This is a genomic window from Paenibacillus roseus (genome assembly GCF_016424485.1).
Lineage (GTDB): Bacteria > Bacillota > Bacilli > Paenibacillales > Paenibacillaceae > Paenibacillus_D > Paenibacillus_D roseus.
On sequence record NZ_JAELUP010000107.1, the window covers coordinates 1 to 23,860 of the forward strand.

A 23,860-nucleotide genomic window follows, 5' to 3' on the forward strand; every position below is an offset into this window, starting at 1 on the left:
AAGGAGAAATGATTGAAAAGTTAGATTATAAAATGTTTGCCCATAAAGCTCTAATTATACGAAATTTAGTTCTCAAATATAATATAAGCGAAGATGAGAACATATTGCCAAGATTAAAATTTCTGATTCAAGAATTGTCTGAACTGGAGGAAAATTATTACTATTCCTGTTTGGAGCCTATAATAAACACTCTGGAAGTGACTATTCCAAATCCAAAAAAAGAATAAGGTAATATTCGAGTTGCACGATAAGGCAAGGGACTCGATCACCCCTTGCCTCCCCAATTACAAAGTGTACAACGGCTTGTCCCACTAGTAGTCGATTATCTATTCCATCCCACAACTAATCCACAAAGAACTAAAATTTATTCTTGATAAAGTCCGCGACATCATCTATTTCGGGAAACAGATTGGCCTTGTTTATAGAAAATCTCTGTAGCTGCTCGAGAATTTCCGCTTTATTATCCACAATATAAACCACCGATTTGCTTGCGCTGTCCTTGTATCTCAGCGTATTCAGTGCCAAAGAATTGTCCTCTGCGAGGCCGCAGATAATAAAGGCGCCATCTTGTTTGATGATACGATTATTCGCCTTTGGAGACAAAACCACAAAACAGTTTAACAAATCCTCCTTGTTCACTTCATCCCTGAACGCAGGCTTCTCGCTCTTTACTTCATGAAGCAAACGGTCTATCTTATAATTAAATTCCCTCTTATCAATCTCGGGATCGGCTGCATACTTGGAAAAACTCGCCTGATCTTCACTACTAAATAGCGGCAGACTGGCAAGCAATGAGATCGTGTCACTGTTCGGATACTTAATATTTTTTCGGTCGACTTTAAAAGCGATTATTTCTCCGAATGTCCCGCTATCCTGCTCACATGCAAAATACATCGCAACTAAAGGATTGCGAGTGATGTCCAATAATCTTGTGGGCAAACCGTAATGCTGCATATGTACCAAAACATCCAAATGGGTTTTAATTTTTTCGAAATCTTGAGGACACTGAATCTTTAATTCGTTATACATATCACACTCATGCTCTCTCCAACTCTTCCTCCTCATTACAGAGGGAGTGAGCGTGAAATTGACCTGAGAATGCCCGCGGTAATAAAACCCGTCATTATGTATGCCAGTCTTCTTGATTGATTGGTTAAAGTCTTCAATTGATCTGACAAAATGGATTTCCACCCGGGATTGATTAAATATGATACTGCCTTGGGAAACGAGATAATCATCTTTCGAACCGTATTCAGCACCCAACCCTTGAATCAAGTCCTTGACGATCCCCTCCCTGTCACCTGAATTGCTGGCGGATCTAAAAATCCAATTCAATAATGCCTGCGCTTCCAGGTAACTCAGCGAGTCTGGATCTCTATATTTCAAGCTATTGTCAATAAAATCGGACAACTCCGCGGCCAATGTAGCTTGTTTAGGATAGGATTTGCCATACAGCTCAGCGAAAGGCGAACCGGCCTCTTTGAGCCTCGCATACATCTCTTCCTTCTTGAACTGCAGCCTGAGGAATTGTCCAATATCACAATACCCATCCTTCAATAGCTTGTCAGCAAACATCATCTCACAAGCTTTTTTTATATAAGGGTTCTCATATGGATTTGTAAAAAAGAAGAAGAAAAAGAAATCCATGCACCTCCATATTGTTTGCCAAAATTAAAATTACCCCTGAAATGCTTTCTCCAATTCCGCAATATCAAACTTTTTCATCTTCAAAAACGCCTGCGTGACGCGGTTGCGCTGATCCTGTGTTCCATTGCTCATGATCTCTGACAACCTGCTCGAGGTGATCTGCCACGAAAGACCATATTTGTCCTTCAGCCAGCCGCACTGCTCCGCCTCCGGGACTGCCGACAGCTTGTCCCAGTAGTAGTCGATTTCTTCCTGCGTCTCACAGCTGACCAACAGAGAAATCGCCTCATTGAAGGTAAAGCCATGATCCAGCGCGCCATCCATCGCCGTAAACCATGTCTCCTCCAACTGAAAGTCGCTGAACATAACGGTACCTTCCTTGTTCGGCCCCTGACCGGCTCCGTATCGAATCAGCGATCCGGCTTTGGCATTCTTGAACACGGAGAGATAATATTCACGGGCCTCCTCCGCCTTTCCGAAGTTATCGCCGACGAACAATAAGGAAGGAATAATTTCCGGCCGCGGCTCTCCCTCCGGATTCGTGAGCATAAGCTGCCATGTGACCCCATACTTGTCCTGAATCCAGCCAAATCGTTCGCTGAATGGATACTTGTCAATCGGCATCAGCGCCGTGCCGCCATCAGACAGCTTGTTCCAAACCTCATCTATCATGCTTCTGGCGTTCTCTTCCCTGGACGGATCGAAATTAACGATGAATGAAATCGAAGGATTAATTTTAAAGTATGGCCCTGCTGAAATGGCCATAAACGACTGTCCCCAGATGCTGAATGAAACCAGATCGGGATCGCCTGATGGTGTTCCTTGCAATGTTGCCGTGCTCTTGATTGTTGAATTTGGAAATACAGAGCAATAGAACTCCGCAGCTTCCTTCGCCTCTTTGTCGAACCACAAATGCGGGATGATCGGTTGAATTTTTTTAGTATCGCTCATGAAATTCTTCCCCTTCTTTCATCAACAGTCAGAAGCTTTTTCTCCTGCCGGCAGTGTTCCTCATCCTTATCCATTATCGCTGCCTGCCAGCGGATGCTTGGACAGCAAGTTGTTCAATTCTTTCATGAACATATCAATATCCTTGAACTGCCTGTACACCGATGCAAAGCGGACATATGCGACCTCATCAATCGGGTACAACTGCTTCATGACAATCTCGCCAATAGCAAAGCTTTCCACCTCGGCCTGGGCTGTTGTGCGGAGATCCTTTTCGACCTCGGACACAATGACCTCCAGCTTCTCAATGGATACCGGTCTTTTCTCACAGGCGCGGATCAGCCCTCGCAACACTTTGTCTCGGCTGAACTCCTCCCGACTGCCATCCTTTTTGATGACAATAAGCGGTGTTTCCTCAATCATTTCGAAAGTTGTAAATCTTCTGTTGCATCGCTCACATTCGCGTCTGCGGCGAATCGATTTGTTTTCATTCGCGGGCCGGGAATCAAGCACCTTCGTGCCGCCGTTATCACAATAGGGACATTTCATAAAGTTTCTCCCTTCTTTTCCTATTTGTTTAGTGATTAAGGATTGTTAGGTTTTACCATACCTTTTATTAATATTTATTGTATGAAGTCTGAAACTGCCGCACATAATACTGTTACCAACCGCAAGGAGGTGAACAAGAATGAGCTCACAACGCAGCAGCAACCAATTGGTAGTGCCGGAAGCGAATGCAGCTCTTGACCAACTGAAATATGAGGTTGCACAAGAACTGGGTATCGCGATCCCACAAGACGGTTACTACGGCAATGTAACTACTCGTGACGCTGGCTCCCTTGGGGGTTACATCACTCGTAAACTGGTACAAATCGCCGAGCAATCCCTTGCTGGTCAATACAAATAATTTCGTTCTTTTCCAAGAGCTTTGGCTGTCCGCAACCGATATGCGGCAGCCAAGGCTTTCTTTAACTTCAAGAGCTAAAAAGAAGGGTATAACTCTTTATATTTATTATAATAATAAATCACTTTCTGTACATAACGCCTCGTCTCGCCATAGGGAATATCATGAGCGGTGTCAAGCTCGCCGTCCCAGACATTGTCCTTCAACCATTGGTTAACCTTGCCGGGACCTGCATTATAAGCGGCAATCACAAGCGGCCTTCTTTCCTTGAACTGCCTTTCAAGCGACTTAATATACCAGGTCCCCATCTGAATGCTTATGTCTGCGCGGTGATGAATATCATCGAGCGTGAGATTTGTGAAATTGGCTTTGGATGCAATCCAGCCTGCCGTATCAGGCATAATCTGCATAATGCCAAGCGCTCCCTTGGGGGATTCGCGCCCAGTCTCAAAATTGCTTTCCGCTCTTATAATTGCCGCTACCAAATACGGATCTACTTCATAATTTAGTGAACTGGCCTTAATGTCGTCTATGTAGTAAATGGGGTACATCCATCTCCCCATCCAATCAGACCGAGCAAAGAGCAAAATTATAAATCCAATGAACAATAGCAGCAAAAAGCGCTTCTTGCGAAACATCCTCAGCATCGAACCAAACGCTCCCACAATGTTTCAACCTGGCTTCTGGTTTCCTCCAGTGTACCGCTGTTGTCAATAACCCAATCGGCCCGCTGCCTTTTCAGCTCAATATCCATTTGGGCCTCAATTCGGTTAACCGCCTGTTCCTCCGTCATCCCAGGATGGCGGTTTAGCAAGCGTATAAGCTGCTGCGATCTCGGTACATAGACGACAACTACGCTGTCGTATAGCTTGTCCTGCCCGGTCTCATAGAGCAGCGGCACATCCGCAAATATCGGCACATCGGGGAATTGTGCCTCATGTTTGGCTATCCGTTCCCTCATTTTGACACGAATGGCTGGATGCATGATGCTCTCCAACTGCCGGCGCTTGTCCGCATCGTGAAATACAATCTCCCCGAGTGCGCTCCGGTTTAATGTTCCGTCCGTCTGAAGCACCTCATGTCCGAACAAATCGACAATTTCGCCTAGCGCAGGCTCACCAGGGAGGACAACTTCCCTGGCGATCTGATCAGCATCAATAAGCGCCGCCCCGCACTGGACCAGCATCGCTCCAACGCTGCTTTTGCCGCAGGCGATCCCGCCAGTTAATCCGATTTTCATGCTTCACCTCAATCCTGTTTCATGCGATTTGATCCAGTCTATCTCTGTCTATTGTGTCCTACAACAGCTTAAAGCACCCCATAACGATAAGCATGACTCCCGGTAAAAATGATAAAGCCTTCATACGGCTGGAATAGGAGAATTTAAAACCGATTCGAATTCCTAAATAAAGAAACATTCCGCTCGAAAACGCGATTAGAAGTGCTGTCAGCAATGGAGGGAAACCGAGCAACGCCGCACCCAGACCAGCACCGAAAGCATCAAAAGACAGCGCGCAGCCAAGCAAAATGGCCTCAGACGGAGAAATAATACCGGATCGGTCAACATCCGCTGCCTGTGGCGAGCGCAAAATCTGAATCACAAGGCCAAGCCTGCGAAGCTCCAACTGTAGGACAGTCGCATTCTTGATGACAGCTGCCGTGGCCGGACTCGCATCCTCATTTACAGCTGCCGTCCAAACATCCCCATGTCCCTGGACTCTTGCTTGCGCGGCAGAAGCAGATCCCGCCTCTTCTAAAGACTCTGAACGTTTGTTGCGAAAAAATTGAAAAAGGGACAATACCCCAATTCCGATCAATATGAGAGCGCCAATCAGCCCTGCAATATGCGGAGAAATATAGCCAGCCATCCACTGGCCGAACAACATGGACAATAATATAATTACACCTGAACAGCTTGCAATAATCAAAATCGACAAAACCGGGATACGGATTTGCCGCAAACCGTAGGTTACCCCGACGCCAAAGCCATCCAGACTGACCGCAAAGGCCAGCAGCAGCAGCGTGAACACATGCAACAGCATCGAATTCCCTCCCTTATAATGGGGGCCCTATACTAGCGCCCATGTCTGATAACATCATATGCCGGGAGGGCAATGCCGTGCATGGCAAAACTTGCGTCACCTGTTAAATCAGTTTGCTTTCTGGCGTTCTTCGCCTTTCGTCTGCTGACGTGGAAGAGGTTGACAATTCATACAGACATGCGTCCCTCTTCCACCTACGACAGACTTTTGAATCGTACTTCCGCATTGCTTGCAGTCTTCATTCTGACGTCCGTATACCGCCAATTTATGCTGAAACATTCCCATCTCGCCTTGCCCGTTCACATAGGACTTGATGGAGGAGCCGCCCGCTTCTACCGCACTGCCCAGGGTTTGTCCAATTGCAATGTGCAGCCGCTCCCAATCCTTTGGCTTCAACGTCTCCGCAGTCCGTTCGGGATGAATACCCGCCATATACAAGGCTTCATCTACATAGATATTGCCTAGTCCCACGATATATTCCTGATTCAACAGCAGCGGCTTGATCTTCGTAGTCCGGTGTTGCAGCTTGTCTCGCAGCGACTTTAGTGTAAATGCATCAGAGAGCGGCTCGATGCCCAGCTTGTTTAGCGGAGGAAGCTTAAGCTCCTCCCCTGGCTCAAACAGATGCATCGTACCGAATTGTCTGACATCCTTATATCGAAGCTCGGTTCCGTCATTGAAATGGAATATGACGTGTGTATGCTTCTCTACCGGCTCGTCCTGTCTGTAAAGCCCATAACGTCCCTCCATTCGCAAATGCGAGACGAGAACCAACCCGTTCAATCGAATAAGTAAAAATTTCCCTCGCCGCCCGACATCTCCAATCGTGCGGCCAGCCAGCATCGCGGCAAAAGCTTCGCAATCGCTGGGACGTTGTATAATTCGCGGCAGATTGACCGATACCCGCTCGATTGTCTTGCCAGCGACAAGCTCCATCAGTGTGCGTCGGACTGTCTCCACCTCCGGCAACTCCGGCATCTTCGTTTCACCTCTGTCCATTCATACAGTTACAGTTTTTTCTATAGTCCATTATACCTGATTCCGGCTATTTCGTCTCATACCAATTGGCGCCATAGCTCACATCCGCCCGCAGTGGAACATCGAGTTCGATTGCGCCTGCCATAACCTCCGGCACAAGCTTCTCCATAATGGCCAATTCATCCTCCGGCACTTCAAACACCAATTCATCGTGTACTTGCAGCAGCATCCGGCTGCGCAGCTTCTGTTCAGCAAGCTTCTCGTTCATCCGCACCATCGCCAGCTTGATAATATCGGCCGCGGTACCCTGAATTGGTGTATTCATCGCTGTGCGCTCCGCGAATGAACGCAGGTTAAAATTCGATGCCTTGATTTCCGGCAAATATCTTCGTCGCTCCAGCAGGGTGGTCACATAGCCGTCCTCGCGGGCTTGAGCGACAATATCATCCATGTACTTTCTGACGCCCTTGAACGCGACAAAATACTGCTCGATGAACTGGGCCGCTTCCTTTCGCGTAATATTCAAGTTCTGGGAAAGCCCGAAGTCGCTAATTCCGTAGACGATACCAAAATTAACAGCCTTTGCTTGCCGTCTCATGTTCGAATCGACTTGATCCGCAGCCACGCCGAATACATCCATTGCAGTCTTCGTATGAATGTCCATATTGTGGATGAATGCGTCCTTCAAACCTTCATCCCCGGATATATGCGCCAGCACCCGCAGCTCAATCTGTGAATAATCCGCAGCCAGAATGAACCAGCCAGGTTCGGAAGGAACGAACGCTTTGCGAATTTTGCGGCCTTCCTCCAGCCGAATCGGGATATTCTGCAAATTAGGAAACTGGCTGCTAAGCCGCCCTGTTGCGGCAATTGTCTGGCGGAAATAGGTGTGTACTTTGCCCGTGTCCTTGCGAATTTCCTTCAGCAGTCCCTCCACATAAGTCGATTGCAGCTTCGTCAGCTGACGATAGTGCAGAATCGAGGGGATAATGCCATGATACGGCTCCAGCCTCTCCAGCACATCGGCGTCGGTTGAATAGCCGGTCTTCGTCTTCTTGACAACCGGCAGCCCCAGCTTGTCGAACAGCACCTCACCGAGCTGTCTGGTTGACCCGATATTAAATTCCATCCCTGCGTATCGGTACACCTCATTCATGGAAGAGGTGATTTTCCCTTCGATCTCTTGGCCAAGCTGTGCGATGGTATCGCTTCTGACTTCGATTCCCTGCTTTTCCATACCAGCCAGAATGGAGGACAGTGGCAGCTCCAGCTCATAAAAAAGACGATGCATGCCGCTCTCCTCTAGTTCCCGCGCCTGCAGAGGCGCAAGCCGGCGCACAGCCTCTGCCTTGCGGGCCAGATGAACATGCAGAACCTCTTGATCCGGCACCTTGAACTTGGCGCCCTTGCCGTACACGTCCTCATCCGCAGGCACATGCGGCAACGAATAGCGGGCGGATAAGCCATTGAGTGTCTGGCCCGAATCAGAAGGATCAAGCAGATAAGCGGCAAGCTGAACGTCAAATGTTGTCCCCTTCAGCTTGATACCATTCCAGGCGAGCGCCAGCTCCGCTTTATGCATATCATAACCTTGCTTGAAGGCCTGCTCGTCCTCCAGCCACTCTTTGAGGAGCAAGCCTTGCTCGGATAGCAACAGATCGGCAGGGACAACGTATGCCTTCGTATCTGTAGCCAGCGCGATTGCCAGCAGGTCGGCATGATGCGGGTTCTCACCGGTCGCTTCGATGAGTACCGCCTTCACCTGCTTCAGATCATCAACAAGGGCCTGAATCCCGTCGGCCTCAACACTAACCGTCTCAATCGCCGACTCCTGTCCCTCTTCGCCTGCGCCGTCCGAACCGGATGCGCTGCCGGACGGCAAATCCAGGCGCTCCAGCAGCGACTTGAATTCCAGCTTGCGGAACGCCTCGGACAGCTGATACGGCTGGTAGCCGCTGTAAGCCATCTCCTCGACGCCCTGTTCCAGCGGAACCTCGCGAAAAATCGTCGCCAGCTTCTTGCTCATCAATGCTTCTTCCCGATGCTGGTCAACCTTCTCCTTCATTTTCCCTTTCAGGCTTCCGGCATTGGCCAGCACTTCCTCGACCGTACCGTACTCATGCAGCAGCTTAAGCGCTGTCTTTTCGCCTACTCCCGGAATGCCCGGAATATTGTCGGAAGCATCTCCCATCAAGCCTTTGAGGTCGATAATCTGCTCCGGAGTTAAATTGTATTTCTCCCCCACGGCTTCCGGCGTGAACCGGTCGACTTCACTGACACCTTTCCGGGTGATGGCAATGGTCACCTGATTTGAGGCCAACTGCAGCATATCCTTGTCTCCACTGACGACCAGCGTCTGTACGCCTTTTTCATCCGCGATCCTGGTCAGAGTGCCAATAATATCATCGGCCTCGAAGCCGCCCAGCTCATATTGGGCGATTCCGAAGGCCTTCAGCAGCTCTTTGATCAACGGGAACTGCTCGGACAGCTCGGAAGGAGTTTTTGCCCGACCGCCCTTATAATCCTCGTAGCCTTCATGGCGGAACGTTATTTTACCCGCATCAAATGCGACCATCATATGCGTCGGCTGTTCCTCCTCAATCAGCCGGAGAAGCATCGTCGTAAATCCGTATACCGCATTCGTATGCAGACCTGCTGAATTCGTCAGCGGCGGCATTGCATAGAAAGCCCGATTCGCAATACTGTTGCCGTCAATTAAAATCCATTTATCCATAAGGGACACCTCACCCGTTAACTTGTCTGAAACTATCATACCATAGACACCGCTCAAAACCGTAATACGCGCAGGCATTCCCCGTTTTAAATGAGAAGCTTTTAATGCGCTGGAATCACGCTGGTCCCAATCTAATAATGAAAAAAGCCACCCCTCTGCGATAAAGGAATGGCTTGCTGCAAATTGATAAAACGATCGCAACGTACAAGCAAGATGTAATTTGGGGTGCAAAAATGCCTAGTCGTTCAAATCCGGCCGCTTGCCTGTCACCAGGTAGACAACGCTCTCCCCAATATTCGTGGCATGGTCGGCAATACGCTCCACGTACCGGCCCACAAAGCTCAGCAGCATAGCCTGGGACACGACGTTCGGATTTTGCGTCATCAAGGTAAACAGCTCACGCAAAATCTGGCTGTAAAGGGCGTCGACGTTATCATCATCATTCGCCATTTTGTAAGCCAAATCAATATCCTCGTGAATATAGGCCTGGATCGATTCATAGATCATCGTTTGGGAGATCGAACCCATCTTCGGAAGGTCGATAAGCGGCTTGATCAGCGTCTCCCCTTCCATCCGCAGCACAACTTTGGCGATGTCTACCGACAAATCGCCCATCCGCTCCAGATCGCTTGCCATCCGGAAGGCGACCAGCACACGCCGCAAGTCCTTGGCGACCGGCTGCTGCGTCGCAATGATCTTCGCTCCAACTTCAGAGATTTGATCTTCAAGACTGTTTAACTCCGAATCTCTCTTAATAATCGCTCTGGCGCTTTCCTGATCGAGCTGCTCCAGCGCCTTCATGGCATCATGAAGCACTGTCTCCACACGACTGCCCATCTCCAGCAGCATTGATTTCAGTTGCTCCAATCCATCATCCAAATCTTTACGCACGATCATCTGTAATTCTCTCCTTTATCCGAATCTTCCCGTAATATATTGCTCAGTGCGATGGTCGACCGGAGTGGAAAACAGCTTTTCCGTCGGAGAGCTTTCTATAACTTCTCCATTCAGGAAAAAAGTGGTGTAATCCGACACACGGGCGGCTTGATGCATATTGTGCGTAACCATTACAATCGTATAGTCTTTCTTGAGTTCCTGAATCAGTTCTTCGATCTTCAAGGTGGAAATCGGATCGAGCGCAGATGTGGATTCATCCATTAGCAGCACTTCCGGGTTAACAGCGAGCGCCCTGGCAATACACAGACGCTGCTGCTGGCCGCCGGACAGCCCAAGCGCTGATTTGTGAAGGTCATCCTTCACTTCATCCCATAGGGAAGCGCCGCGCAGGCTTTTCTCTACGATCTCGTCCAGTTCCTTTCTCCCTGGCTTCCGATGAAGGCGCGGTCCGAAAGCAACATTCTCATATATGGATTTCGGGAACGGGTTTGGCTGCTGAAACACCATTCCGACCCGCTTGCGCAATTCCTCTACGTCCATTCCCGTATCATAAATATTCGTACCGGACAGCTTGATTTCCCCATCTACCCGGACGGAACTAATCATATCGTTCATTCGATTCAGCGTGCGCAAAAAAGTTGATTTCCCACAACCGGAAGGGCCGATCAGCGCATTGACCGAACGCTCGGGAATCGAGAGCGAAATTTGTTTCAGCGCGTGAAATTCGCCGTAGTGGAGCTGCAGCTCGTTCACCTCGAATTTGGTTGTCATGATTTTCGCCCCCTTTAACCGAATCGTCCTGAAATGTAATCATCTGTCTGCTGCTGCGAAGGATTGGTGAAGAGCTTCTGTGTATGGTCATGCTCAATCAGATCGCCCATATAGAAAAAGGCCGTTTTGTCCGAGACCCGTGCCGCCTGCTGCATGTTGTGCGTGACGATAATGATGCAGTAGTCCTGCTTCAACTCGGTAATCAGTTCTTCAATCTTGGCCGTGGATACCGGGTCCAAGGCGGAGGCCGGCTCATCCATTAATATAATTTGCGGCTTGACCGCAATGGAGCGGGCGATACACAGGCGCTGCTGTTGACCGCCGGAGAGAGCGAGCGCGGACTGATGCAGACGGTCCTTTGTCTCCTCCCACAGCGCTGCCTTGCGCAGCGAGCTTTCCACAATTTCGTCCAGCTGCTTTTTATTTTTAATGCCATGGTAACGCGGACCGAAGGCAATATTTTCGTAAATCGATTTGTGGAACGGATTTGGACGCTGCCATACCATCCCGATTTTCTGCCTCAGCAGGACTACATCTACTTTGGGATCAAGGATGTTGTCCTCCTCAATCCAAATCTCCCCCGTCACCCGGGCGCCGCTAATCAGATCATTCATCCGGTTCAGACTGCGCAGAAAGGTCGATTTCCCGCAGCCGGAAGGGCCGATCAGGGCCGTAACCTGTTTCTTCTCAAAATCAAGCGATATATCGCGAACTGCCTGCTTGCTGCCATAATAAACACTCAAATCTTTTGCCGACAGCCCAAGTTCCTGTGTTGCCTGCATCCAAGACCCTCCTGACAATCAAATTCCTGAATATTGACACGCATTCATGTATTCATACAGCCGCCGCCTGACGCTGTCTAGTTCACTTATTTGCTGGCCGTCAGTTTTTTGTACATATAGCGTCCGAACCATCGAGCCGTAAAGTTGAACAAAAGCACGACAATAACAAGCACAGCAGAAGCTCCTGCCGCAATTTGTGCAGCATCCGGGGCAAGCCCTTCGCTGTTGATTTTCCAAATATGAACCGCCAGCGTCTCCGCCGGACGGAACGGGTTGAGAGGAGATGTCGGACTGAGCGGATTCCAGTTGGAAAAGTCTAGCCGGGGCGATGTCATCCCTGCAGTAAACAACAGGGCAGCCGCTTCACCGAATACACGTCCGGAAGCCAGAATCGTACCAGTTATAATCGTCGGCAGCGCAATCGGCATCATAACGCTCGTGATCGTCTTCCAGCGCGACAAGCCAAGCGCCAAGCTGGCTTCCTTCTGCTCGCGCGGCACACCGCGAATCGCTTGTTCCGTAATACGCACCATCAGCGGAAGGTTGAACACCGTCAGTGCGAGCGCACCGGAGAACAGGGAGAAGCCAAGCCCGAACAAGTTAACAATAACCAGCAAACCGAACAAGCCGACCACAATCGAAGGGAAAGAAGACAATACTTCCACAATCAGCCGGATAAAATCGGTAAAGCGACCCGGCTTCGCGTATTCACTCATATAAATCCCAGCCCCGACCCCAAGCGGAACCGTAATGATAAGGGTAAGAACAAGCAAAAAGAGCGAGTTGAACAGCTGTGGGCCGATTCCCCCGCCAGCCTTGATCGTCTGTGGAGCCGATGTGAGGAAATCGAAACTGATATGCCCGATTCCGCGCACCAGTATAAACCCGAGCAGGCCCGCCAGTAGCGCAACAATAAATACAGCGACAGAAATAATTACAATGGTAGCAACACGGTTCGCTGTTTTGGCACTCATACTTTCGATCTCCTTTCCAACCATCTAACAATAAATACGAATACGAAGGTCATTGACATCAAGATCAAAGCAAGCGACCATAATGCGCTATTATGCGGTGATCCCGACACGGTATTCCCCATGCTAAGTGTAATGACACTCGTCAATGTCGAAGTTGATTCAAACAGCGACTTCGGAATATGCGGCGCATTCCCGATTACCATCTGAACAGCCAGCGCTTCACCAAATGCCCTTGAAATCCCCAACACCACGCCTGTTAGCAAAGCGGGCAGCGTAGTTGGCAATATAATGCGATAAATCGTCTGCCAGCGTGTCGCGCCAAGCGCGTAGGAGCCTTCCTTGAGGCTGTGTGACAAGCCAGCGAGCGCATCCGCGGCAATAGTCGTAATGGTAGGCAAAATCATAATTGAAAGTACCATCGCCCCTGCCGCAATCCCTATCCCTTGTCCCGGAAATACATCACGAAGGAACGGAACGAGAACACTTAGTCCGATAAAGCCGTATACAACCGATGGGATACCGGCGAGCAGCTCTATAACAGGCTGCAAGTAACGACGCCCGACGCCCGGCATAATCTCCGTCATGAAGATCGCTGCGCAAATGCCTAACGGCGCAGCAATGAGAGCAGCCAGAATCGAAGTCGTGAAGGAGCCTACGATAAACGGCAATGCACCGAAGGCAGGCGGACTTCCTTCAGGCGCCCACTTCAGCCCGGTCAGGAAATCCAGCAAGTTCACATTAGGCAAGAAGAATGTGCTGATTCCTTTTGATGCTACGAAGTAAACCATCGAAAAAATGGTAACAATCAGAAAAAAAATACAGAGCAGCGTGTAAATTTTCCCTACCCATTCCTCAGCAATATGAGGTTTGACGACTCGTTGTTTATCCTGCATAGGCAGCAAACCCTTTCATTGGTAGTTCATTCGAGAAAACATGTATGTGTATTCATGCCGAAGCCGCACAGGATAATTTCTTCAAAAAGAAGCAGACCATCTCCGCCTCAAACCGGGTCTTTCTTTCGACTTGTAAAGTCAGCGGGGATGATCTGCCCTATTTGCTTCTATTGAATTAAGAAGGCAAGCTAATCGCTTCAGAAGGTTACTTTTGCGTTACAGTTCCGTTTACGTCACGGGAAATTTTCATTTTAGAAGCCGGAATGTAGCCAAGCTCAACTACATCATTGTCTTGAACCTCGGGTGAAGTCATGTAATCCAGAAACGCTTTTACAACTTCATTAGGCTCGCCTTTTGTATACATGTGCTGATAAGCCCATACCGGATATTTTCCGTCAACTACGTTGTCTTCAATTGCTTCTACGCCTTCATACTTAACAGCAGTAACGGATTGATCCAGGTAAGACAATGCAAGGTATCCGATTGCGCCAGGCGTTTCAGCAATCAACTTCTTAACGTTACCGGATGATTCTTCTTGAATTGCTCCTGGAAGATCCTCAGTGCTTTGTCCAAGTGCGTACTTTTCAAATGTTTTGCGAGTACCGGAGCTTGCAGGACGGTTGACCAGAACGATCTTTTGATCTGCTCCGCCGATTTCTTTCCAGTTCTGCACTTTGCCTGTGAAAATGTCAACCAGTTGTTGTTTGGTCAGGTTGTCCAGACCTACTGCCGGGTTAACGACAGCTGCCATTGCAACTACACCTACTTGATGGTCAACAAGAGCTTCAGCTTTGCTTGCATCCGCATCTTTGAACTTCTCTTCTGCGAAAATATCCGAGTTACCGATATCTGATTGTCCTTCTGCAACTTGCGTCAAGCCTGTACCGCTGCCTCCGCCTTGCACGAGAACCGTAATTTTGCTGTATTCCGATTTTTCCATGAACTTCTTGGATGCTTGTTCAACAAGCGGTTGAAGCGCCGAGGAGCCTACAGCCAAGATCGAACCTTCCAGTTGTTTAGTTTCTGTCGGTTTGTTCTGATCTCCGGATGCGCCCTGGCTTGCATTGTTTCCTTTATCCCCTGTTGTATTGCTTGGTGTGTTCTTGCTTCCTCCACAAGCTGCAAGCGTGAAAGTCAATACAATTGCCATCAACAATAACAAGCTCTTTCTCATTTCAAACGTTTCCCCTTCCGTGTTCACGGTTTTATTATTTACAGACTCTATTGTACGGTAAACAAATTAATTCAATATTTTCGTTTTGTTAACGGAACAACAAAAGATGCGTAGAATATTGAATAATTTTTCAATGTATCATAGAATTATTCTATAAATTAAAAATGGAAAGTGCGGAATGTAATGAGCATATTAAGAATGCGAATAATTGTGCTGATCGGGAAGCTAAAAAAGGTGACCGCGGTTGCCGAAGCATTGAACATGAAGCAGCCAACTGTCAGTTTTCATTTGAAGAAGCTGGAAGAAGAATGGGGAGCAAAGCTGTTTGAGTTAAAGGCGGGCAAAGTTTTATTCACAGAAGCTGGCAGATTGCTTCATTATTACGCTCAACAAATTGTCAGCAGCTCCGATGAAGCTGAGAGGCGCATGCAGGAATTGAATACGACTTCACGCAATCGGCTCGTCATTGGATGTCCGGACGTTGTCAGCCAGACATTGTTTGATCGTCGTTGGTTCGAAGAGACGTCTGCAAATCTGACCAAGGAGTTTGCAATTGCGGTTCAGACCGGGGAGCCCGGTTATCTGATGGAACGAATGCTTGCCGGAGAAATTGATCTGGTCCTCTCGGCCAAAGCAGGACTTCTAAAAGGACAGGCTTACACAGAGGAGATGGAGTACAGGGGGAAACTACTTGTTGTTCATTCGGAGCAGCTTGTGCAAATACCGTTGTCTCTGCTTCTGCCTGCAACCCACCCTTTGATGGGGGTGGAGTCAGTCAGACCGTCCGATATCGCTCATTATCCAGCCATCGCGCTCGGCGAGCCTTCCATACAAGCCGCCGTTGCACAATGGGAAGCGGACGTCCAGCTTTCCTTGCGTCCGATAATGGAGCTGGATCAGACGAGCCTTGTTATCAAGGCGGTTGTTGAAGGAATGGGAATTGCCATTGTCCCTGAACGGATCACAGCTCAGGAGTCCGGGCTTGTAACACTTCCTTTGCCGGGGGACGCTCCTCCCTGGAGCATCATCGCATCCTGGGGGCATCATCATTGGAATCCCCCGCTGCTGCGCAAAGCCATTGATCTGCTGAAACCTTAACTTTCTCAGAAGCAATGCTATAAAAAACGATAACGAAAGAATGTCATCGTTACTATGCAATTATGTTAAGGCAATGTTAAACTCACTCGTTCTCCGGTATTGCTCAGGCGTTACTCCAATATGCCGCTTAAATACACGACTGAAATGAGCCGGATGTTTAAATCCAATCTGGTATGAAATATCGGTTAGCTTCATCTCTGGATGCATGGTGATCAAAATGCGTGACTGGTTGATGCGCCTTTCGAACAAATAATGAAAGATCGTCGAACCCGTAACCTCCTTGAACATCTTGGACAGGTACTGACGGTTCAGATGGAGAACATCCTCTATATCCGACAAGTGAAGATCCTCCATATAATGTGCTTCAATAAATGAAATGATGCGCTGGACATGCTCCAGCTTCTCTGAGGCATGAGCCGGGGCTGGTCTGTTCAGTTGCTTGCATCTGGAATAAATCAGCACGAGAAGCTCGTAAAACTGCAGATGAAACTGAAAATAGGAAACCGGATCATGCGGACGGTTGGAATCGTTCATTTTCAGCAGCAGGCGTTCGACCGCTTCACGTTCGCTTTCCGCCAGTTGGAGACGAACATTTTGCAATCTGCGAAAAGGTTCCGTCACATCGATTCGCCCCGGAATCATCATCATTTCCTGGGCATACACGGGATCAAAATGAAAAATGCTCCGGATATATGGCTTTCCGGGACTTATATTCGCGCAGTGCAATGTCATCCCATGCATCAGAATCAGGTCTCCAGGTTCCAACTCATAGATTTGATCCCCGATCAAATATCTGCAGCTTCCTTCATGAAAATAATAAATCTCATATTCAGCATGGGAGTGGAACACCGCTTTGACCGGATTATCGCTCTTGTAGCCAAAGCTGATATGCTCATGCTTCAAAACGTTCCGGAAGGCAGTCATCAGGCTGGCTCCTTTCAAAAAGAAGATACCTCATTATTTCAGATCCCACTCCCGCTGCCGGGGCAAAATCACATGATTGTAAAGCGACTGATCATTTTTCTTATTTTCAATAGTAAGGTGAAATAAGCAGATATACGATAACGCCTGTGGCGCTTACATACAACCAGATTGGCATCGTCCAACGGGCAATCTTGCGATGGCGCTCAATTTGCATGTTGAAACCATGGCTTACAGAAATTAGCGCCAGCGGTACATTGACAATAGCCAAGAGCACGTGAGAGATAAGAATGAAATAATAGATCATCTTCATCGTGGCGCTGCCGCCAAACGGAGTCGGCTCTGTCAAAAAGTGATACATAACGTAGGTAATCAGGAACAGAGCGGTGGAAACAAAAGCCCACAATATAAAATTGCGATGCACATTGATGTTGCGCTTCTTAATCGCAACGAGCGAAATGACAAGGAAGCTGAACGTGAATAGATTGTAAATCGCATTGAGCATCGGCAAAATCTTCACATCGAAGCTCACTTCCCGATCATACGCCGGGAGAAAAAACAATAAAGCGATTGTACCGATGAGCACAATGGAGAAAATCGTAATCGGCAACGTAAAGCTGCGTGTTTTTTTCATTCCTACACCCCTTAGTCAATATGAAACAAGCCATAGCGGACTGAACGTGGAGCACTGCTTCGCCGTACGGCAACCCTATTTTATAAGAATAGACAATCTCTGCGAGGGAAACAACCGTTTTTTTATAATAGTTCTAACAGTTTTTTGAATAGTTGCCTACGCAGCCTCAACTAACCCATGCTTGACCTTTAGCTTTGGGAACATGAATACAGTATAATAGGGGAATAAAGAAAGTTCAGAACAGCGCAGCTTTTATGTGATTTTGCAAAGGGAGATATCGCCCATGGAATACACGAATGAAAAAGTTCACTATGAAAACCCTCTTTTGTCATTACGGGTACTCATGGTCAACCGCGAGAAGGAACTGATGATCGCCTGGCACTACCACCGTGAGGTCGAACTGCTGCTGGTGGAGAACGGCACGCTTGAAGTTTATGTAGATGATGAATTTTACTGTCTTCAGGAAGGCGACCTGGCCATTATCGGCCATTCCCAGCTTCACCGCGACCGCAGTTCGGGCGGCCCGCTTCAATATGTTGTTCTTCAATTTGATCTGGAGAAGTTTTTTGATCACAGCACTATGCCTTACATCCGCTACTTCTTTGAATCGGAGCACCCGCTTAGCCGAGCCAATTATATTTTCAAGGAAAAGCCAGAGATTCGTAAAGAAATTGCTGATATCGTCCGTGAAATTCATAAAGAGACGGTGGTCAAGGAGAACGGGTATGAGCTGGCTGTTGATCTGCTAATTAAAAAGATCATCCTGCTGCTGCTGCGCAATGACCAGCGCAAGGTGCTGACCGAGCAGGAAAATTTTGACCGGATGCGATTGAAAGATGTGCTGCGTTACGTGGAATCGAGACTCGGGGAGAAAATCTCCATCAAAGAGGTATGCAAGCTGGCAAATATGAGCTACTATTACTTCGTTAAATTTTTCAAAAAAACGCTTGGCATGTCCTTTACCGAATATGTGAATTATCGGAAAATCAAATGGGCCGAGAGACTTCTGGTAACTAAAGACCTGAGCATTGCCGAAGTTGGTGACCAGATTGGAATGCCAAACATGGCTCACTTCTACAAAATGTTTAAAAAATATAATGACTGCTCACCCAAGGAATATCAAAAACGGATGTTTGCCACAAAAAAAAGCTCGTCCTCTTTATAAAGGGGAGACGAGCTTTTTGGGCATTACCAGCTTGTAGCCGACACCGCGGATCGATTCAATCTGAACCGATTGCTGGCCTAGCTCAAGCTTTTTGCGCAGAGAGCTGACATGCACGTCCACCGTGCGCTGTCCGCCGATATAATCGAAGCCCCACACCACATTCATCAGGTCGTCTCTAGTAACAACCATGCCCGGGCGCTGGACCAGATATAGCAGAACTTCAAATTCCTTCGGACGCAAGGGCACTACTTCTCCATCAAGCACAACCTCGTACTTCTCCGGATAGATAGACAGCACGCCTGCTGTAATAACCTTCTCTGTCTGTTCCTTGCCGCGTACTTCCTCGTTCTGGGAACGGCGAAGCACAGCAGATACCCGGGCCAGAAGCTCCGCTACTCCAAACGGTTTGGTAATATAGTCATCCGCTCCATGCTTTAATCCTTGAACAACCTCTTCCTCGGCATTACGTGCAGTCAGAATAACGACTGGCGTTGCGATGCGGTTCTGACGCAGCTTCGTCAGCACTTCAAAGCCATTCATCCCAGGGAGCATAATATCAAGAATGATGAGGTCAAAGCTTCCTTGCAGCGCAGTTTGCAGACCTTCGGCTCCATGATCCACGACAGTCGTTTCATATCCTTCCTGCATCAGGTTATAAGAAAGCAGCCGGGCAAGGGTCGGTTCATCTTCAATTACAAGCACCTTTTGCGACATGTTAACCTCCAGCTTTTACGACTTGAATCGCAATGAATACCGCCAAAGCGGACAGGATCATTACTCCCAGTTTACAATACATTTATAAAAATTAGATTAAACTAATGTAAACGAATTGTAAAGGTGTTGTAAATCTACTGCAGCACCGGCAGCTCAATTGTAAAGGTCGAGCCTACGCCAACCGTGCTTTCCACCATAATGGTTCCTTTATGAAGCTCCACCAAGTGCTTGACAATGGACAAGCCAAGCCCCGTACCGCCTGAACTGCGCGAGCGAGCCTTGTCCACACGATAGAAGCGCTCGAAAATGCGCGGCAAATCCTTCTTCGGTATGCCAATGCCGGTATCGGAAATCCGGATGCGGATGTACTCGTAATCTCCCTCTTGATTGAGCAGCCCCCCCTTATTATACAGAGGTTCCACACTCACCGACACCTTTCCGCCCTCAGGCGTATAATTGATGCCATTGGACAGCAGGTTCATCAGGATTTGCAACAGACGATCCTCATCTGCCTCTACATAGATGCCTTCCTCTACCCGCATATCGAGAATAATTCGCTTCTTGGCTGCTTCTGCTGAGATCACCTCAATCGTCTTGGCAATAAAGCCAGACATTTCGATCGGGGAGAAATGCAACGGCACTCTTCTCGACTCCACCTTGGATAACTCTAGTATGTCTCCGATTAACCGGTTTAGCCGCTCGCTCTCATCGAATATAATTTGCAGGAAAGAGCGCGAAATCTCCGGGTCGTTCACAGCGCCGCCCAGCAGCGTTTCCGCAAAACCCTTGACGGCGGCAATTGGTGTCTTCAGCTCATGAGAGACGTTTGCGACGAACTCGCTGCGCATCCGCTCAAGCCTCCGAATTGCCGATACATCCTGCACAACGAGCAACGCTCCACCGAATTCTTCCCTGGCATGAAATACAGGCACCAAGTGCAATTCCAGCAGGCGCTCGACCGGGAAGTAGAAGGTCAGTTCCTCCTTCAGGTGCTCACGAAGTTCCAGCCCTTCCTGAATCATTTTGGCCAATTCGTACTGCTGCTTGGCTTTTGTATAATGGCGTCCTACCAATTCCTTTGCCGAGAAGCCGAGCACTTCTTCCGCCCGTTGGTTCATCAGAACAATTTTTCCGTCACGATCAATCATGACGATACCGTTGATCATATTTTCAAGCACGCTCTCCAGTTGGGTTTCATTTTGCCTGATCTGGTGCATCTGCTCCTGAAGACTCGCCGCCATCGCATTGATGGACTGCCCCAGTTCCCCGATTTCGCCTTTGTCAGGGTCGGTTACACGGGCTTCATACTGATGATTTTTAATCTGCTTGGCGACCTCCGATATTTGCTCCAGCGGGCGAGTCAGTCCCTTTGCAATCCGGTAGCACAAGAAGGCTGCAATAATAAATAAAATAAGCAGTCCGATCAGCAGCACCGTCCACATCTTGGTAATGCTGGCTTCGACCTCGCTCAAGCTCATAGCCAGACGCAGCATCGGAGAAGAGGAGGGTGAAGCCGGATCAACAGGGATCGCCACGTACATAAAATTGGTTTTGGTCGTTTCGCTTAGACGAATATCCCGGCCCTCTCCCGTTTCACGGGCCATGCGGATTTCATTGCGATCCTTGTGATTCTTCATCGTCCGCGGGTCATGATCCGAATCCCCGACGACTGTTCCGTCAGCAAGGATGAACGTGATGCGTTCGCCGGTAACCTTCTGGAAGCGCTGCGCCTCACTAGTAAAATAAGTATACTTCTCCTCCATTTTACCATTCGGCCAGTCCGTCTTCGACAGAACGACCTTCATCTCGCGCACCATGCTCTGCTGCAAATTATCGAGATAGTTTTCCTTGTAGGTTTTTCCGATGAACAAGCCGGAGGCCAGCACCGACAATCCGATGAGTACGATCATCATGGTTGTTAACCGAAAGCGAAAGCTGTTCAAGAAGATGCATCCTCTCTTCTGACCTAAGTGTGATATAGATGACGCCTTTTATTTAACTTGTTCAACATATAATGAAATAATGTGGCAGCCGGCTGTTGAATAAGAATGGACAGCACCACCGGAACAGCCGTCAGCGGACTGAAATACCCCATCGCCAGGACAATGCCAAGTGAAATATTGCGCATGCCCGTGGCATAGGAAATGGTTGCGGTCAACTCCTTGCTGCCGAAGGCCAGCGAGCCGACATAGCCTGCCGCATAGCACAGCAGAACGAGTACAATGACAACAGGAATGAGCTTGACCATATCACTGCCAAGCTGATGTACAAATGGCTCAATTGCAACGGAGTTAAGCAACACAACAGCGACAAAACATAGCTTGGCAATCGGGGCGGTATACGGCTTGACCGCAGGATTGATTCTGCCCTTGCTGAACTGGTTGAGCGCAACGCCGATTACAGTTGGCAACACGACAATAATCAGCAAATCGAGCATGATTTTGGCAGTATCCACCTCAACTCCCTGTCCGAAGATGGCTTGGATACCCGCAGGCACCAAGACTGGGCTAAGCGCCGAGTCCAGCACAACCAGACAGAGCATGAGCGGCACGCTGCCGCCCGATAGTCCGACCCATATGACTGAGGATACGCCGAATGGAATGAGCGTGAACAGCACAAACCCGACCGTGTACGGGGAGTGGGCGCCGAACAGCGCCGCCCCAATCCCGTATGCCAATAGCGGAAGCAACAGATGGGCAATCAACATTGCCCATAGTACAGGCAGCGGGCGCATCGCCACGAGCTTGATTTGCGAAAGTCCGCAATCCAGAGCCATCGTCAGCGTGACGAAGGCAAATAGGTAAGGCACCCATTTTACAAAGGAACCAAGCGCATCTGCAAAAAGAAATCCCAGAATCAAGGATCCAGGGATTATGATAAACATCCAGCGTTCAAAATAATGGTTAAATGCAAGTCCAAAAGATCGCGTAAGTCATCCCTCTTTTTATTTAAATACAGGCTCCTTGAACTGGGACAGCTTCTCGAACGAATTCTGCTCCACATCAGCGTGAAGGCTGTTGCCATGGGCATCCATCGTTACAATTGCAGCAAAGCCTTCTGTCTGGAGATGCCACATCGCTTCCGGAATGCCGAATTCCATAAAGTCGACGCCATTCACGTTCTTGAAGCATTCAGCATAGTATTGTGCTGCGCCGCCAATTGCATTCAGGTAGACCGCTCCGTGCTCCTGAAGCGCCGCCAGCGTCTTCGCGCCCATGCCGCCTTTGCCGATTACAGCACGGATGCCAAACTTCTTGATAATGTCCCCTTGGTACGGCTCCTCGCGAATGCTTGTTGTCGGTCCTGCGGCCTTCACCTGCCACTGATCGCCTTCCTTGAGCATAACAGGCCCGCAATGGTAAATGACCGAGCCATCCAGGTCAACCGGAGCATCATGATCGATCAGATGTTTATGCAGCGCATCGCGGCCGGTATGCATTTCCCCGTTGATGATCACAATGTCGCCGACACGCAGATTTCGTACCTGCTCTTCAGTAAATGGCGTATTCAACACGACCTCCTTGCGCTCGGTCGCTCCTTCCTCAGCATCCTCCGCGCTGTTCGCCGGCTTGGACTGCATCGGGACTTCTTGGCCTTCAGGATATAGCCATTCCTTGATCTCGCCTGTCTCTGCGCTGAGCAGTACGCCCTGACGGCGGTAAGCCCAACAATTATATGCCACAGAGACAAAGAAGCTCGCGGGGAGACGGTTCATGACGCCCGCCTTGCAGCCGAGCAGCGTTACCTGCCCGCCGAAGCCCATTGTACCGATGCCAAGCTTGTTGGCATTCTCCAAAACATATTCTTCCAGTCGCTGCAATTCCAGAATCGGGTTCGTATCATCAACACGGCGGAACAACTGCTGCTTCGCAAGCTCGTAGCCGGTTGTCCGGTCGCCGCCGATGCCGACGCCGATGAACCCGGCGCTGCAGCCTTGTCCCTGCGCCTGATAGACGGCATGCATAACGCATTTGCGGATGCCGTCCAGATCACGACCCGCCTTGCCGAGCCCTTCCAGTTCGGTTGGCAAACTATACTGGATATTTTTATTCTCGCAGCCGCCTCCCTTGAGAATCAGGCGGACATCAATATCGTCCTTGTCCCACTGCTCAAAGTGAATGACCGGTGTTCCCGGTCCGAGGTTGTCTCCGGTATTGGCCCCTGTCAAGGAGTCAACGGAGTTGGTGCGCAGCTTGCCGTCCTTCGTTGCTTTGGCAATTGCGCTGCGAATTTGCTCTTTCATAATAAGCTGGTTGGCTCCAACCGGCGTGTGCACGACAAAGGTAGGCATTCCCGTATCCTGGCAGATCGGGGATACGTTGCATTCGGCCATTTCGATATTCGTTGCGATGGTCGATAAGGAAAGGCCTGCTCGAGTGGCGCTGTCTTCTGCCTCCTGAGCAGCCTTAATAGCCTGGCGAACATCTCCCGGCAGGTTCGTTGAGGTTTCTACTATAAGTTGATAGACGCTGTCTCCAAAACGGTTCATATCGTCCTCGTTACTCCTCTCTCTCTGGTCGCATTTCAGCTTTACTATTATAATAGCATAGTTAGCCCTTTTTGAGCATGAAAGGAAACAAAGTT

The 23,860-nt window shown here is 48.9% G+C and carries 24 protein-coding genes; 4 read left to right on the top strand and 20 right to left on the bottom strand.

Annotated elements, in window-relative coordinates; all coding sequences use genetic code 11:
- Positions 1-227: hypothetical protein (locus JFN88_RS21385; RefSeq protein WP_233168270.1), on the top strand; the 227-nt coding region annotated here is incomplete at its 5' end.
- Positions 228-357: 130 nt separating this feature from the next.
- On the opposite strand, the gene JFN88_RS21390 is transcribed toward JFN88_RS21385, so the two are convergent.
- From JFN88_RS21390 to nrdR, 3 genes are all read right to left on the bottom strand, one after another.
- Entirely contained in the window at positions 358-1,647 is a 1,290-nt protein-coding gene (locus JFN88_RS21390; RefSeq protein ID WP_199021367.1) for an FRG domain-containing protein, read from the bottom strand.
- Positions 1,648-1,677: 30 nt separating this feature from the next.
- Complete coding sequence (locus JFN88_RS21395) at positions 1,678-2,598, bottom strand: VOC family protein (RefSeq protein WP_199021368.1); 921 nt, start codon at positions 2,596-2,598, stop codon at positions 1,678-1,680.
- Between the two features lie 66 nt (positions 2,599-2,664).
- A complete protein-coding gene (gene nrdR / locus JFN88_RS21400) occupies positions 2,665-3,144 on the bottom strand; it encodes a transcriptional regulator NrdR (RefSeq protein WP_199021369.1) in 480 nt (159 codons plus the stop codon).
- Positions 3,145-3,283: 139 nt separating this feature from the next.
- On the opposite strand from nrdR, the gene JFN88_RS21405 reads away from it, so the two are divergent.
- Positions 3,284-3,502: an alpha/beta-type small acid-soluble spore protein gene (locus tag JFN88_RS21405; RefSeq protein WP_199021370.1), complete on the top strand. Its 219-nt coding sequence runs from the start codon at positions 3,284-3,286 to the stop codon at positions 3,500-3,502.
- Positions 3,503-3,576: 74 nt separating this feature from the next.
- Here JFN88_RS21405 and JFN88_RS21410 read toward each other — a convergent pair whose 3' ends face one another.
- From JFN88_RS21410 to JFN88_RS21460, 11 genes are all read right to left on the bottom strand, one after another.
- A complete protein-coding gene (locus JFN88_RS21410) occupies positions 3,577-4,146 on the bottom strand; it encodes a lytic transglycosylase domain-containing protein (RefSeq protein WP_332908527.1) in 570 nt (189 codons plus the stop codon).
- Positions 4,140-4,739: a dephospho-CoA kinase gene (coaE, locus tag JFN88_RS21415; protein WP_199021371.1), complete on the bottom strand. Its 600-nt coding sequence runs from the start codon at positions 4,737-4,739 to the stop codon at positions 4,140-4,142. Before coaE ends, JFN88_RS21410 begins: the two co-directional genes overlap by 7 nt.
- Before the next feature lie 58 nt (positions 4,740-4,797).
- A complete protein-coding gene (locus JFN88_RS21420; protein WP_199021372.1) occupies positions 4,798-5,541 on the bottom strand; it encodes an MntP/YtaF family protein in 744 nt (247 codons plus the stop codon).
- A gap of 108 nt (positions 5,542-5,649) precedes the next feature.
- Positions 5,650-6,519, bottom strand: a complete 870-nt coding sequence (mutM, locus tag JFN88_RS21425) for a DNA-formamidopyrimidine glycosylase (protein WP_199021373.1) — start codon at positions 6,517-6,519, stop codon at positions 5,650-5,652.
- Positions 6,520-6,586: 67 nt separating this feature from the next.
- Positions 6,587-9,253 (bottom strand): DNA polymerase I, encoded by a 2,667-nt coding sequence (polA, locus tag JFN88_RS21430; protein ID WP_199021374.1) that lies wholly within the window; start codon positions 9,251-9,253, stop codon positions 6,587-6,589.
- 237 nt (positions 9,254-9,490) lie between these two features.
- Positions 9,491-10,150 (bottom strand): phosphate signaling complex protein PhoU, encoded by a 660-nt coding sequence (phoU, locus tag JFN88_RS21435; protein WP_199021375.1) that lies wholly within the window; start codon positions 10,148-10,150, stop codon positions 9,491-9,493.
- A 15-nt stretch (positions 10,151-10,165) separates the two neighbouring features.
- Positions 10,166-10,921: a phosphate ABC transporter ATP-binding protein PstB gene (pstB, locus tag JFN88_RS21440; RefSeq protein ID WP_199021376.1), complete on the bottom strand. Its 756-nt coding sequence runs from the start codon at positions 10,919-10,921 to the stop codon at positions 10,166-10,168.
- A gap of 14 nt (positions 10,922-10,935) precedes the next feature.
- On the bottom strand, positions 10,936-11,703 hold the full coding sequence (gene pstB / locus JFN88_RS21445; RefSeq protein WP_199021377.1) for a phosphate ABC transporter ATP-binding protein PstB: 768 nt from the start codon (positions 11,701-11,703) through the stop codon (positions 10,936-10,938).
- A gap of 86 nt (positions 11,704-11,789) precedes the next feature.
- Positions 11,790-12,677 carry a phosphate ABC transporter permease PstA gene (pstA, locus tag JFN88_RS21450; protein WP_199021378.1) on the bottom strand — a complete coding sequence of 296 codons (888 nt, stop codon included), beginning with the start codon at positions 12,675-12,677 and terminating at the stop codon, positions 11,790-11,792.
- Positions 12,674-13,570, bottom strand: coding sequence for a phosphate ABC transporter permease subunit PstC (gene pstC / locus JFN88_RS21455; RefSeq protein ID WP_199021379.1), 897 nt, complete (start codon positions 13,568-13,570; stop codon positions 12,674-12,676). The genes pstA and pstC overlap by 4 nt, the downstream gene beginning before the upstream one ends.
- Before the next feature lie 205 nt (positions 13,571-13,775).
- A complete protein-coding gene (locus tag JFN88_RS21460; RefSeq protein ID WP_199021380.1) occupies positions 13,776-14,744 on the bottom strand; it encodes a phosphate ABC transporter substrate-binding protein PstS family protein in 969 nt (322 codons plus the stop codon).
- Positions 14,745-14,927: 183 nt separating this feature from the next.
- On the opposite strand from JFN88_RS21460, the gene JFN88_RS21465 reads away from it, so the two are divergent.
- A complete protein-coding gene (locus JFN88_RS21465; protein WP_199021381.1) occupies positions 14,928-15,842 on the top strand; it encodes a LysR family transcriptional regulator in 915 nt (304 codons plus the stop codon).
- 60 nt (positions 15,843-15,902) lie between these two features.
- Here the strand turns inward: JFN88_RS21465 and JFN88_RS21470 are convergent, their stop codons facing one another.
- Together JFN88_RS21470 and JFN88_RS21475 are read right to left on the bottom strand one after the other, a co-directional pair.
- Positions 15,903-16,766: a helix-turn-helix transcriptional regulator gene (locus JFN88_RS21470; RefSeq protein WP_199021382.1), complete on the bottom strand. Its 864-nt coding sequence runs from the start codon at positions 16,764-16,766 to the stop codon at positions 15,903-15,905.
- A gap of 106 nt (positions 16,767-16,872) precedes the next feature.
- Complete coding sequence (locus JFN88_RS21475; protein ID WP_199021383.1) at positions 16,873-17,397, bottom strand: DUF420 domain-containing protein; 525 nt, start codon at positions 17,395-17,397, stop codon at positions 16,873-16,875.
- Positions 17,398-17,680: 283 nt separating this feature from the next.
- Between JFN88_RS21475 and JFN88_RS21480 the strand changes: the two genes are divergently transcribed.
- Entirely contained in the window at positions 17,681-18,562 is an 882-nt protein-coding gene (locus tag JFN88_RS21480; protein ID WP_199021384.1) for a helix-turn-helix domain-containing protein, read from the top strand.
- Here the strand turns inward: JFN88_RS21480 and JFN88_RS21485 are convergent.
- From JFN88_RS21485 to JFN88_RS21500, 4 genes are all read right to left on the bottom strand, one after another.
- A complete protein-coding gene (locus JFN88_RS21485; RefSeq protein ID WP_199021385.1) occupies positions 18,557-19,276 on the bottom strand; it encodes a response regulator transcription factor in 720 nt (239 codons plus the stop codon). The genes JFN88_RS21480 and JFN88_RS21485 overlap by 6 nt on opposite strands.
- 134 nt (positions 19,277-19,410) lie before the next feature.
- Positions 19,411-21,219, bottom strand: coding sequence for a two-component system histidine kinase PnpS (gene pnpS / locus JFN88_RS21490; RefSeq protein WP_199021386.1), 1,809 nt, complete (start codon positions 21,217-21,219; stop codon positions 19,411-19,413).
- Between the two features lie 23 nt (positions 21,220-21,242).
- The gene (locus tag JFN88_RS21495; protein ID WP_233168273.1) at positions 21,243-22,136 is read right to left on the bottom strand and encodes a bile acid:sodium symporter family protein; all 894 of its coding nucleotides are present in this window, start codon (positions 22,134-22,136) and stop codon (positions 21,243-21,245) included.
- A gap of 84 nt (positions 22,137-22,220) precedes the next feature.
- Positions 22,221-23,765: a fumarate hydratase gene (locus JFN88_RS21500; protein WP_199021388.1), complete on the bottom strand. Its 1,545-nt coding sequence runs from the start codon at positions 23,763-23,765 to the stop codon at positions 22,221-22,223.
- Positions 23,766-23,860: the final 95 nt, after the last annotated feature.